The organism is Cohnella thailandensis, from assembly GCF_014212135.1.
Classification (GTDB): Bacteria; Bacillota; Bacilli; order Paenibacillales; family Paenibacillaceae; genus Cohnella; species Cohnella thailandensis.
The window spans coordinates 32,837-45,282 of record NZ_JACJVQ010000001.1 but is presented as its reverse complement, the minus strand read 5'-3'; the positions used below and the strand labels follow the sequence as shown (position 1 = coordinate 45,282).

Sequence of the window (12,446 nt, the reverse complement as noted above, 5' to 3'; positions counted from 1 at the left end):
ATAAAGTGTAACGCATGTCGCTTCATAAAGCAAGGTCCGGAGCCTAGGCTCCGGACCTTATTTGTCGTCTATTCGTTCTGCAGAATCCACCAGATGACCGGAACGGCGACCGCGATGCAGCAAAGCGTGAAGAGAGCGATTTTCACGGCGCTGCGCGGCACGTGTCCGGAAACGAGGCCGGTCTGCCCGTTTACCATATATCGATAAGGCTTGTTCTTGTAAGAGTAATTGGCGTTCCAGATAGGTAGCAAAATATGCTTATAAGTTCGGTTAAAATATTTCGTGCCGACGCTAAGGCCGCGAATCTCGTCTCCGCCGATCTCCCGGCGAATCTCGTGGTGCAGCGTGTCGTTCATTTGGCCTCGCGCTCGTATCCAGCCTTCGTTGCGGTTGACCGAATACCTCTCGGCGATAAACCCGCTTAGATACTCCGGAAGGTAACCGGTCAGCTTATCCAGCCGGAAATTTCCCAGCTTCCGAAGCAGCTCCCCGTCATACTGGCCCGATGCCGGAATCAGTACGTCGTCGAAGGAGCGGCCGTAGTCGCCCGAGACGTGCCGCCAGACGGTATACCGTACCGTTTCCGTGTAGGTCTCCGTTTTCCCGTTGACGGTTCGCGTTCTCGTCTCGGTGCGGTAATGGTAATCCCCGCGCTCGGCGGAATAATGGGAGTACGTGTCGGAGTCGAACGTCCAGTAAGGAATATATATGCCGGCGAGGGACGAGTCGATCTGCCCCTTCTTGAAGGCGTTCGGCACGAACCAGCGTTTCTTTTTCCAGGCGCGGAAGGAGGCGACGGCTTCGTCCTTGGAGATTTGAAAAGGAATCATCGTCTCCGGCCGGATCGTGTCTGCCGAGTCGTCTTGAAGAAGCACCTTGGGCGAGCCGCAAAAGGCGCATAAGGTTGCCGTTTGCAGGAGGGGAATCAGGCTCTCGCCTCCGCAATTCTGGCATTTGACGGCTTGCTGCCTAATTCCCCAGTCCGTTCGCTTCGGGTCGGCTTCCTCGTCCAGCTCCAGATCGTATTCGATAGCTTGCTCGTCCGAGGCAGCGATCGTTTCCTCGCGGCCGCAGAACTGGCATTTCATCGCCTGCGCTTCGGAATCGAAGTGCATCGGCCCTCCGCAACCCGGGCAGGGGAAGGTGACCGGATCTTTCGATGATGAGGTTGCTTCCATCGTCATCGTCCGTTACACCTTCGTCCCGCAGCCGGAGCAGAACTTCGCGTTCTCCGCCAGAGGCTGACCGCATTCGGAGCAGAAGCTCTTCTTTGGCGTGGAGGGCGGGGTAGGCGCGGTAGAAGAATGCCCCGAATTCGCGGATCCTCCGCCGTTCATCGCCTGGGCGAACATCTGCCCCATCGCCATGCCCGCACCGAGTCCTGCGCCCGTCCCGGCCGCTCCCGATTCGGGATTGTTCGCCGCTTCGCGCAGCGCTTCCGCCGCTTGGAACTTCATATACTGATCGAGGTTGCCGGCGATGTTCATGGAGGACTTGCGGTCGATCATCTTCTCGACTTCCTCCGGCAAGCTTAAGTTCTCGATCTGCAAGCCCGTCAGCGAGAGCCCCATGGCGTTGAACTTCGGCTCCAGCAGCTTGGAGATGTTGCGGCTCAGCTCTTCGTAAGCGGATGCGAGATCCGCGACGGGAATATTCGATTCCCCGATCCGGTCGCTCACTCCGGTTACGATGATGGACTTCAAGTACCCGGCAATTTGCTCGGGGGCGAAGCTGGAGCTCGTCCCGATGATCTCCCTGAGGAAGAGGGCGGGGTCGTTCACCCGGATCGAATAGCTTCCGAAGCCTCGCAGCCGGATCATGCCGAATTCCGCGTCGCGCATGATGACGGGATTCGTCGTGCCCCACTTTAGATTCGGGAAGCTGGCGGTGCTGACGAAGAACACGTCTGCCTTGAACGGCGAATTAAAGCCGTGCTTCCACGATTTCAGAGCGGTCAGCAGCGGCATATTCTGCGTATTAAGAGTGTAAGTGCCGGGTCCGTAAACGTCCGCCAGCTGACCTTCGTTCATGAAGATGGCCGCCTGCGATTCGCGGACGACGAGCTTGGCGCCCATTTTGATGGAATTATCGTAGGCGGGGAAACGGTATACCATCGAATCTTGGCCGCCCAGCCATTCGATGACCTCGATAAACTGGCCTTTGAAGAAAGAGAATAATCCCATTGCTTTACCTCCGTTAGCGATTTCCATTTTCCTGGCTGAATCTATTATACTTTACGGAGAACTATTGCAGTAGGCGTTTTGACGCGATCGCTTGCTAAGGCTATAATGGGATGGGAACATACATTCGATCGGCAGAAAATTTTGCGGAGGTGCTTCAGGAATGTCGGAGACGTCATACGAATATGCGCCGGCTAACTTCAAGGTGGAGTCCGAATATTCGCCCCAAGGGGATCAGCCGGAAGCGATCGAGCAGCTGGTCGCGGGCCTGAACGCGGGCGTACGCCATCAGACGCTTCTCGGCGCGACCGGAACGGGGAAGACGTTCACGATCGCGCACACGATCGCCAAGGCGAACCGGCCCGCGCTCGTCATCGCCCATAACAAGACGCTGGCGGCTCAGCTATGCAGCGAATTCAAAGAGTTCTTCCCGAACCATGCGGTGGAATACTTCGTCAGCTACTACGATTATTATCAGCCGGAGGCGTACATTCCTTCGACGGATACGTATATCGAGAAGGATTCGAGCATCAACGACGAGATCGACAAGCTCCGCCACTCCGCGACCTCGTCCTTATTCGAGAGGCGCGACGTGATCATCGTCGCTTCCGTGTCCTGCATCTACGGCTTGGGTTCCCCGGAAGAATACCGCGATCTGCGGCTCAGCCTGCGGGTCGGGATGGAAAAGTCCCGCAACGCGATCCTTCATAAGCTGGTGGATATTCAGTATCAGCGCAACGATTTGAACTTCGTCCGCGGAACGTTCCGCGTGCGCGGGGACGTGCTGGAGATCTTCCCGGTGTCGCGGAGCGACCGCGCGATCCGAGTCGAGCTGTTCGGCGACGAGATCGAACGCATCACCGAGATCGACACGCTCACCGGCGAGATCGTCGCCGACCGCGATCACGTCGTCATCTTCCCGGCGTCCCACTTCGTAACCGCCGAGGAGAAGATGAAGCTGGCGCTCGTCAACATCGAGCGGGAGCTGGAAGAGCGCCTGGCCGAGCTGCGCGAGGACGGCAAGCTGCTGGAAGCCCAGCGTCTGGAGCAGCGCACGCGCTACGATCTGGAGATGATGGCGGAGATGGGCTTCTGTTCCGGCATCGAGAACTACTCGGGGCCGATGACGTTCCGCGAACGCGGGGCGACGCCTTATACGCTGATGGACTTCTTCCCGGACGACTTCATCACGATCATCGACGAATCCCACGTGACGCTGCCGCAGATTCGCGCGATGTACAACGGCGACCAAGCGCGCAAAACCGTGCTCGTCGACCACGGCTTCCGGCTGCCGTCCGCGAAGGACAACCGTCCTCTCAAATTCGAGGAATTCGAGAAGAAAGCGAAGCAGCTCATCTACGTGTCGGCAACGCCCGGTCCATACGAGCTGGAGCATTGCCCGACGATGGTGCAGCAGATCATCCGTCCGACCGGCCTCGTCGATCCGATTATCGAGGTTCGGCCGACGAAGGGCCAGATCGACGATCTGCTCGGAGAGATCCACGACCGGATCGCGAAGGACGAGCGCGTCCTCGTCACGACGCTGACCAAGAAGATGGCCGAGGACCTGACCGACTACTTGAAGGAAGTCGGCATAAAGGTCAATTACCTGCACTCGGATGTCAAGACCCTAGAGCGGATGGCCATTCTGCGAGACCTTCGACTCGGAACGTTCGACGTTCTCGTCGGGATCAACCTGCTTCGCGAAGGTCTCGACCTGCCGGAAGTATCGCTCGTCGCCATTCTCGACGCCGACAAGGAAGGCTTCCTTCGTTCCGAACGGTCTCTGATCCAGACGATCGGGCGGGCGGCTCGCAACTCGGAAGGGCGAGTCATCATGTACGGCGACAAAATCACCGAATCGATGGAGAAGGCGATCGGCGAAACGGAACGCCGCCGCGCCATCCAGGTCGCCTACAACGAGAAGCACGGCATCACTCCTCAGACGATCCGCAAGAAGGTAAGGGACGTCATCGAAGCGACGAAGGTCGCCGAGCAGAAGAGCACTTACCTAACCGGCGCGGAGAACGTCGACAAGATGACGAAGAAAGACCGCCTATCCCTCATCCAGCGTATCGAAGCCGAGATGAAGGAAGCGGCCAAGTCCCTGCAATTCGAACGCGCCGCCGAACTCCGCGACGCTCTTCTCGAACTGAAGGCAGGTATGTAAGAAATGCCGTCGCAGGCCGACCGGGGGAACCTCCCTGGCCGGCCTTTTTTTCGCTACGCCCGTGCCCGCTGATAACCTTACCAATCCTCCCCACGCATAACCTATGCCGCCTCTCCCCTCCGCTCAGGTTAAGGCAGCCTAAGCAGCTCTCTCAGCGTCGGTTTTCCTCCACACTCAGGACTAGGTCATCACGGCAGTTCTACTTATGCCGCCTCTCCCCTTTACTCAGGTTAATATCAGCCAAGCAACTCCTCAGTGCTTTTTCTTCCTCTCTTACTAACCCGCTAGAGTAACCCCGATTATGCTGCTGCTCCCTTTCGCCCAATTATGCTGCTTCTTCCCTTCGCTCAGGTTAGACTGCCAGAGCCCCTCCTGAGCCAGTTTTCCCCATTAATGAATTAATTGTGATTGCTAGCGGGTAGATGAAGATTAAGGAAATCCAATTAAAATCGAAAGAATCGAAGGCGTCTATCTGAAAGGGGAATGCTGTGATTGTTAACAATATAAAGTTAGGCGGCAAGGGTTGGGGAGGAGCATGCCTGGGCAATTCGAAGAAGACCGTCGCTCCCATTCTGCAATGTGTTCCAACGGAAGGCGAACTCGGCCAAGTACTTGGACAGGTGGCGAGGATGAACCCCGTGATAAGTCGCATTGATTCTCTTAAAGCCGGCTTGATAGATGGGTACCAAGGTTTTGCAATGGCGACGTGTCAGGTACTTCGTATGGTGAACGGTATTCTGTTGGCTAAGAGGGTCCGACGCGAAGCAATGGCTCTTAAAAAGCTCGCGTCCCATCGAAGCGATCGTCCCTGAATGCATGTGTTCCATTGGAATCTCCATCACGGCGATGCTGGCCGGACGGTCGGATTCGCTGAAGGAAACCCCGACCGCAATGGGTCGCTGTGCAGCGGTCTCAAAGTAAGAGAGGCTGGGCCGACCAAAAAAGGCCAAACCCGCTTCGATTCGCCCCGCGAGCTTATCCGTCTCGATTGAACGCAGGCACTGCCGGATCTTGTCCAGCATGGCATAGGCCGTTTTATAGGTAACGTGTACCAATTCGGCTAATTGTACGGCATTGATTCCTTGGGCAGGATCGATGATTCGCTTCATGGCAAATAACCACTTAGACAGTGGGGTCCGCGTTCCTTCCAGAAGAGTGCCGGAGGTGACGGAGGCCTGATAATGGCAACGCGAGCATTCGAAAAGAGGCAATCGGCGGGTTCGGATCGTGTACGCTATCCGGTGATTGCAAACGGGACAACGGTAGCCGTTGGGCCAACGGCAGCGCAAGAAATAATCAAAGCAAGCTTCCTCGCCCCCTTGTTCAAGCAGGAACGCCTCATAGGAATCGATCAACGCATTCGCCTCCGATACGAACATTTGTTCTTATTTTATAATAGCATATTTTTGGAAAAAGGCAACCGTTTTTTGAGTTGGACGAGGCCGGAAGAGGCAATCCTGGAACTGAGCGAAGGGGAGAAGAGGGATAGCGAGGTGAGAGCGGGGTGCGAGATGAGAGCGGGGTAGCGTGATGAGAGCGGGATAGCGAGATGAGAGCGGGATAGCGTGATGGGAATAGCGTGCTGGAAAAGAGTGCTGGAGAAGAGCGTTGGGATAGCGTTATGGAATTGGCTGTTGAGATAGTAAGTTATTTGAGATAGTGGGTTGTCAGAGGGCATTAGAGAATGCAAGACTGAAATTCCTGTTAGAGCCGAGAAAATGGGCTTTGAATAGAAAAAGCATCCCTCGTACAATAGGGTCTACGGGTCAGCCACCCAAATCCTACTGTACAAGGAGATGCTCTACTATGAAGTTTAAACAATCCGAAGCACATAATCAACGAGTAGAACGAATTACGACTTTCCATTTGGTGGTGGGCATCGATATCGCGAAAGAAACCCATGTGGCGCGAGCCGTCAACTTTCGTGGGATGGAAAAGGGGAACGGCCTCTCGTTTAAGAACGACCGAGAAGGGTTCGAGCGCTTACTCCGGTGGATCCATCAGTTAATGTCGACAGCACGGTCTCTCTGAGCGGATCATTGGCCTTGAATCTACAGGACACTATTGGATGGCGCTTGCCGACTGGCTAGTGGAACAAGGCATCGAGGTTGTTCTCGTTAATCCGCTTACCGTCAAACGGAACAAGGAGAACTACGACAACAGCCAATCCAAGAACGATCCGAAAGATGCCTGGGTCATCGCAGATACCGTCTCACGGGGCTTTTACAGCGCCTACAGCCCGCAAGCCCCGTATTACAAACGTCTGCGCGTTATCGTGAACCAAAGAGAGTACTGGGCTGATGCGCGAGCTAATGTGAGCAACCGGCTCGTGCGCTGGATCGATATCTACTTTCCCGAATTCCGAAGCGTGTTCAAATATTGGGATCAGCCGCGTTCACTAGCGACACTAAAGTCCTTTGCGTTGCCAGCGGATGTGAAGCAATATTCAGCCGCTGAAATGGTTGAGCTGTGGAAGGTGAACATGCGCAATGCTGGCGGGAGAACTGGGCTTGGCAAGGCAGCAGCGCTGCTCGCCGCGGCCAAGCGCTCCATAGGAGACACTCAAGCGGACGCAGAGGCCAAACTGGAGATCAAACACCTAGTCGCCGATTATGAGCAACTCACCGCTCGCTTGGAAGAATTGGAGCAACACATCGACAAGCTGCTTGCGGAAGACCCGGTGCCCGTGAAACTGTTCAGCTCCGTCAAAGGGTTGAGCCCGCTGTATATCTCGACGATTATGGCTAACGCAGGCGATCTAAGGCGGTACGCGCATGGGAGTCAGCTTCTATCCATGGCGGGGCTCAACCTAGCGGAGAGCACTTCCGGCAAGCGAAAAGGACAAATAACCATCTCCAAACGCGGACGAAGGCAGTTGCGCAAGTACCTCTATTTGGCTGGCATGTCGTTGGTGAAACATAATCCTGCTTTTCGGGCGTGGCATCAGTATAACGTAGAGGTGTGCAGGATGAAGAAGCAACGATCCTTATTCAAGCTAATCGGCAAACTGGCGCGGATCCTTGTGGCCATGGCGCATACGGGAGAGCCATTCCGAACCGAACCTCCTTTCCCCTTGCGAAGCGCCGTGTAATCCAATTGTCGCTGTAAGTCGCACATCCGTGGACGTCCTTTTGCCGGTTGGCTCATTCGCAGGATTTCACAAAGAAAGCACCGAGGATCGCGTTCCTTTCGCTAAAGGGCTCTGACCCGTTTACTGAACATGATCGACCTCCACCCCTTGAGTAGGTGTAACGAAGGAAGGTAAGGGCTCTGACCCGCTGAGACCTGGGAGTGTCAACCCCTGAGGGCGGAGTGGAGAAACGTGCAGCATGATGGAATTTATTGGGGATCCATTCGCTCCCCTTGTTTCCGCACGCCTTCCGACTACAACGGGGAGTTCCCTCCCCCTTACCATCGTCGACATCCGTTTCAATAGACCGTGAAATCCTGCGAATGAGCGAGTATGCAAGAGAGAATCGCAGACCCTAGAGGGAGCGAAGGGGAGAGACGAGATAGCGGCAGAGAAATGTTAGGAATTGGGAGAAAAGGAAAGTGAGGAAGTTTGAGGCGAGAGTGTGGGTTGTCGGTGCGTGGAGTTGGATTGTTGGATAAAGAGCAGCAAGGAGGAAGGGATCCCCAAGCTGCTCATGCGTTTATGGTTATAAACCGCGAACGGTGCCGCCGTCGACAAGGAGGGATTGACCCGTAATGTAGGTGTTGGCGAAGGAACCGAGGAAGACGGCGGCCTTGGCGAATTCCTCCGGCGTGCCGGCGCGGCCGAGCGGGATGGCGGCGTTGGCGGCTTGCTGGATTTGCTCCAGGGTCCGATTCTCGCGTTCGGCGCGCTGGCTGTCGAGTTGGGTAATTCGGTCGGTGCCGATTCGGCCCGGGGCGACGGTGTTGATCAGGATGCGGTCCGGCGCCAGCTCGAGCGAGAGAGACTTCGCCAGGGAGTTGACGCCCGCGCGGAAGACGTTCGACAAGATCAGGTTAGGGATCGGCTCCTTAACCGACATGGAGGCGACGTTCACGATGCGGCCGCCGTCCGCCGCCGAGCGGAGTTGAGGCAACGCCTCGCGGATCAGGCGAACGACGCTGAGCAGCGTCAACTCGAAGCCGCTTTGCCAGCCTGCGTCGTCGAAGGCTTCGAACCCGCCTTGAGGCGGCCCTCCGGCATTCGTCACAAGAACGTCCAGTCCCCCGTGCCGTTCCGCGGCCGAGCGGATGGCGGACCGGATATCGCCGGCGTTCCTGACGTCCAGAAGCACCGCGTGCGGCGCATGGCCGGTTGCCGAGGCGATCTCGTCCCGGGCGGCCTCCAGCTGCGCCATGTCGCGGCTGGCGATCGTGACGTTGGCTCCTTCGCGGGCATATTCGAGCGCGATCGCTTTGCCGAGACCTTTGCTGGAAGCGGCGACGAAGACGGATTTGTTTTCCAATCCCAAGTTCATGCGGTTCCACCTCTCTGTATTTTTTTACCCAATATGGCCAGATCCCGGGCGACGCCGTCCAGCACCGCAACCTCCGGATAATAGCCCCACTGCTCGAACCCGAGCTTGCGAAGCAATCCGATGCTAGGTTCATTATGGGCAAAAACGAATCCGAGCAACGTGTTTACCTCGAGGCGGGGGCATTCCGAGAAGACGTGCTCCACGATGCGGGTGCCGACTCCGGTGCCTCTGGCATTCTCCGCGACATAGACGCTAAGCTCCGCCGTTCCGTCGTAGGCAGGTCTGCCGTAGAAGTTGCTCAGGCTCGCCCAGGCCAGGAGTTCCGAGCCGCTCTTGGCGACCCAGATCGGCCGGCGCTCCGGGGTGTGCGACTCGAACCACGGCAGGCGCTGCTCGACCGTGACGGGCTCGAGATCGGCCGTAACTTTGCGCGAGGCGATGGTGCTGTTGTAAATATCAACGATAGCAGGCAAATCGGATAGCCTGGCGTATGAGATTATCAGGTTTAGATCGTTATTCATGATGCGGACGCTCCTTTGATATGACGCATGACCGGCGGACCCGTCTTCTACCTACAGATTGTAATCCACAATCGGGCGACGCGACAACGTATCATTTCCATTTGCAACCTAATCAGGGCTCCGCTATAATGAATGGGAACACATATTCTTATGGAACGGATTATCGCGGCGTGACGCTGGCTTCGCTGTGACCGTATCGAAAGGGGCTTTATCGTTGGCCAACGAGAGCATCGTTATCAAGGGCGCCCGCGCCCATAACCTGAAGAATATCGACGTGACCATTCCACGCGACAAGTTCGTCGTCCTGACCGGACTGAGCGGTTCGGGCAAGTCGTCTCTGGCATTCGATACGATATACGCGGAGGGGCAGCGCCGCTACGTGGAGTCGCTCTCGGCTTACGCCCGCCAGTTCCTCGGCCAGATGGACAAGCCGGACGTCGATTCGATCGACGGCCTCTCGCCCGCGATCTCGATCGATCAGAAGACGACGAGCCGCAACCCGCGTTCGACGGTCGGCACGGTAACGGAGATTTACGACTATCTGCGCCTGCTTTTCGCGCGAATCGGCCGTCCGCATTGCCCGGACCACGGGGTGGAAATTACTTCCCAGACGGTCGAGCAGATGGTGGACCGGATCATGGAATATCCGGAACGGACCCGGCTGCAGATTCTGGCGCCGATCGTCTCGGGCCGCAAGGGCGAGCATGTTAAGCTTCTGGCCGACGTGCAGAAGCAAGGCTTCGTGCGCGTGCGGGTGAACGGGGAGATTCGCGATCTCGGAGAGAAGATCGAGCTGGAGAAGAACAAGAAGCACTCGATCGAGGTCGTCGTCGACCGGATCGTCGTGAAGGAAGACGTGGCGACGCGGCTGGCCGATTCGCTCGAGACGGCGCTCAAGCTGTCCGACGGCCAGGTTATCGTGGACGTTATCGACAAGGAAGAGCTTCTTTTCAATTCGAAGCTGGCTTGCCCGGTGTGCGGGTTTTCGATCGAGGAGCTGGCTCCCCGGATGTTCTCGTTCAACTCGCCTTTCGGCGCTTGTCCGGAATGCGACGGGCTTGGCGCGAAGATGGTCATCGACCCCGATCTGCTTCTTCCGGATCGCGGCAAGAGCATCGATCAAGGCGCGTTCGAGGCGTGGGCGGGCAGCACGTCGAACTACTACCCGCAATTCCTCGCCGCGGTCTGCGAGCATTATGGCATCCCGACCGACAAGCCCGTGTCCGAGCTGAGCGACAAGCAGCTGAACACGATTCTGTACGGAACGGGCGGGGAGCGGGTTCGCTTCCGCTACGAGAACGAGTTCGGGCATAGCCGCGACGCTTACGTGCCTTTCGAAGGCATCGTGCACAATCTGGAACGCCGCTACCGGGACACGGCTTCCGACGGCATCCGCGAGTTCATCGAGGAGTACATGAGCGCGCAGCCTTGCGGCAAGTGCAAGGGGCATCGGCTGAAGCCGGAGACGCTCGCCGTTACGATAGCGGGCGAGAACATCTCCTACGTGACCTCTCTCTCGATCGGAGACGCTCAACGATTCTTCGAAGGCCTTGAGCTTAATGAGAAGGAGCTGCAGATTGCCAACCTTATTCTCAAGGAGATCAACAATCGGCTAGGGTTCTTGGTGAACGTAGGTCTCCAGTACTTGACGATGTCTCGCGCGGCGGGAACGTTGTCCGGCGGCGAAGCGCAGCGCATTCGGCTCGCGACTCAGATCGGCTCCAGCCTGATGGGCGTACTCTATATTCTCGACGAGCCGAGCATCGGATTGCACCAGAGGGACAACGACCGTCTGATCCAGACTCTCGAGCATATGCGCGATCTCGGCAACACGCTGATCGTCGTCGAGCATGACGAGGATACGATGCGGGCCGCGGATTACTTGATCGACATCGGACCGGGAGCGGGCGTTCACGGCGGCCGAGTCATTGCGCAAGGCACGCCGGAGGAGGTCATGGCGAACGAGAACTCGCTGACGGGAGCCTATCTCAGCGGCCGGAAGTTCATTCCGGTCCCGCTGGAACGGCGGAAGCCGAACGGCAAGTGGCTGGAGGTGAAGGGCGCGAAGGAGAACAACCTGAAGAACCTGAGCGTCAAGATCCCGTTAGGGGTGTTTACCGCCGTCACGGGAGTGTCCGGCTCCGGCAAGTCGACGCTGGTGAACGAGATCGTGTACAAGACGCTCGCCCGCGACCTGAACCGGGCCAAGACGCGTCCCGGCGAGTACAAGGAGATGCTCGGCATCGAGCACCTGGAGAAGGTCATCGACATCGACCAGTCTCCGATCGGACGGACGCCGCGGTCTAACCCGGCGACTTACACGGGTCTCTTCGACGACATTCGCGACGTGTTCGCGATGACGAACGAATCGAAGGTGCGCGGCTACAAGAAGGGCCGCTTCAGCTTCAACGTGAAGGGCGGACGCTGCGAGGCGTGCAAGGGAGACGGGATCATCAAGATCGAGATGCACTTCCTGCCGGACGTCTACGTGCCTTGCGAGGTTTGCAAGGGCAAGCGTTATAACCGCGAGACGCTCGAGGTCAAGTACAAGGGCAAGAGCATCGCGGAGGTGCTCGAGATGACGATCGAAGCGGCGACGGAGTTCTTCCAGAACATCCCGCGCATTCACCGAAAGGTGAGCACGCTGCTGGACGTCGGCCTCGGCTACATGACGCTCGGCCAGCCGTCGACGACGATGTCGGGAGGCGAAGCGCAGCGCGTGAAGCTCGCCGCCGAGCTGTACCGCCGCAGCACCGGCAAGACGCTCTACATTCTCGACGAGCCGACGACCGGATTGCATGCAGACGATATCGACCGCTTGCTGCAAGTGCTGCAGAAGCTCGTCGATTCCGGCGAGAGCGTGCTCGTTATCGAGCACAATCTGGACGTGATCAAGACGGCGGATTACTTGATCGACCTCGGGCCGGAAGGCGGAAGCGGCGGCGGCACGATCGTCGGCACCGGCACGCCGGAGCAGCTGGCGGAGAACGCGAAGTCGTATACCGGACGCTACCTGGGTCCGGTACTGGAACGCGATCGCGCGAGGACGGAAGCGGCGATGGCGGCTTCCTCCAACTAATACGAAGGCTGGCCTCCGCAAAGAGGCCAGCCTTTTATTGGTCTA

At 57.5% G+C, this 12,446-nt stretch carries 8 protein-coding genes and 1 pseudogene; 4 read left to right on the top strand and 5 right to left on the bottom strand.

Translation table 11 applies throughout. From position 1 onward, the window contains the following. Positions 1-68: 68 nt before the first annotated feature. Positions 69-1,184 carry a TFIIB-type zinc ribbon-containing protein gene (locus tag H7B67_RS00170; RefSeq protein ID WP_185117782.1) on the bottom strand — a complete coding sequence of 372 codons (1,116 nt, stop codon included), beginning with the start codon at positions 1,182-1,184 and terminating at the stop codon, positions 69-71. A 6-nt stretch (positions 1,185-1,190) separates the two neighbouring features. Continuing rightward, complete coding sequence (locus tag H7B67_RS00165; RefSeq protein WP_185117781.1) at positions 1,191-2,183, bottom strand: SPFH domain-containing protein; 993 nt, start codon at positions 2,181-2,183, stop codon at positions 1,191-1,193. A 160-nt stretch (positions 2,184-2,343) separates the two neighbouring features. Here H7B67_RS00165 and uvrB point away from each other — a divergent pair, with 160 nt between their 5' ends. Further along, the gene (gene uvrB, locus H7B67_RS00160; protein WP_185117780.1) at positions 2,344-4,350 is read left to right on the top strand and encodes an excinuclease ABC subunit UvrB; all 2,007 of its coding nucleotides are present in this window, start codon (positions 2,344-2,346) and stop codon (positions 4,348-4,350) included. A 509-nt stretch (positions 4,351-4,859) separates the two neighbouring features. On the opposite strand, the gene H7B67_RS00155 is transcribed toward uvrB, so the two are convergent. After that, positions 4,860-5,639, bottom strand: coding sequence for a transposase (locus H7B67_RS00155; protein ID WP_425353877.1), 780 nt, complete (start codon positions 5,637-5,639; stop codon positions 4,860-4,862). Here H7B67_RS00155 and H7B67_RS30695 point away from each other — a divergent pair. Both H7B67_RS30695 and H7B67_RS00150 read left to right on the top strand, forming a co-directional pair. Continuing rightward, complete coding sequence (locus H7B67_RS30695; RefSeq protein WP_245363117.1) at positions 5,532-5,876, top strand: hypothetical protein; 345 nt, start codon at positions 5,532-5,534, stop codon at positions 5,874-5,876. The genes H7B67_RS00155 and H7B67_RS30695 overlap by 108 nt on opposite strands. 280 nt (positions 5,877-6,156) lie before the next feature. Beyond that, positions 6,157-7,441: pseudogene (locus tag H7B67_RS00150) on the top strand (IS110 family RNA-guided transposase). A gap of 568 nt (positions 7,442-8,009) precedes the next feature. Here the strand turns inward: H7B67_RS00150 and H7B67_RS00145 are convergent. Both H7B67_RS00145 and H7B67_RS00140 read right to left on the bottom strand, forming a co-directional pair. After that, positions 8,010-8,801 carry an SDR family oxidoreductase gene (locus tag H7B67_RS00145; RefSeq protein WP_185117778.1) on the bottom strand — a complete coding sequence of 264 codons (792 nt, stop codon included), beginning with the start codon at positions 8,799-8,801 and terminating at the stop codon, positions 8,010-8,012. Further along, the gene (locus H7B67_RS00140; protein ID WP_185117777.1) at positions 8,798-9,322 is read right to left on the bottom strand and encodes a GNAT family N-acetyltransferase; all 525 of its coding nucleotides are present in this window, start codon (positions 9,320-9,322) and stop codon (positions 8,798-8,800) included. Before H7B67_RS00140 ends, H7B67_RS00145 begins: the two co-directional genes overlap by 4 nt. A gap of 214 nt (positions 9,323-9,536) precedes the next feature. Between H7B67_RS00140 and uvrA the strand changes: the two genes are divergently transcribed. Beyond that, positions 9,537-12,401, top strand: a complete 2,865-nt coding sequence (uvrA, locus tag H7B67_RS00135) for an excinuclease ABC subunit UvrA (protein ID WP_185117776.1) — start codon at positions 9,537-9,539, stop codon at positions 12,399-12,401. The last annotated feature ends 45 nt before the right edge of the window (positions 12,402-12,446 follow it).

Coding starts and splice junctions, on each gene's coding strand:
- H7B67_RS00165 (WP_185117781.1), bottom strand. CDS start 2,183: ATGGGATTATTCTCTTTCTTCAAAGGCCAGTTTATCGAGGTCATCGAA.
- H7B67_RS00170 (WP_185117782.1), bottom strand. CDS start 1,184: ATGACGATGGAAGCAACCTCATCATCGAAAGATCCGGTCACCTTCCCC.
- H7B67_RS30695 (WP_245363117.1), top strand. CDS start 5,532: ATGGCAACGCGAGCATTCGAAAAGAGGCAATCGGCGGGTTCGGATCGT.
- uvrB (WP_185117780.1), top strand. CDS start 2,344: ATGTCGGAGACGTCATACGAATATGCGCCGGCTAACTTCAAGGTGGAG.
- H7B67_RS00145 (WP_185117778.1), bottom strand. CDS start 8,801: ATGAACTTGGGATTGGAAAACAAATCCGTCTTCGTCGCCGCTTCCAGC.
- H7B67_RS00140 (WP_185117777.1), bottom strand. CDS start 9,322: ATGAATAACGATCTAAACCTGATAATCTCATACGCCAGGCTATCCGAT.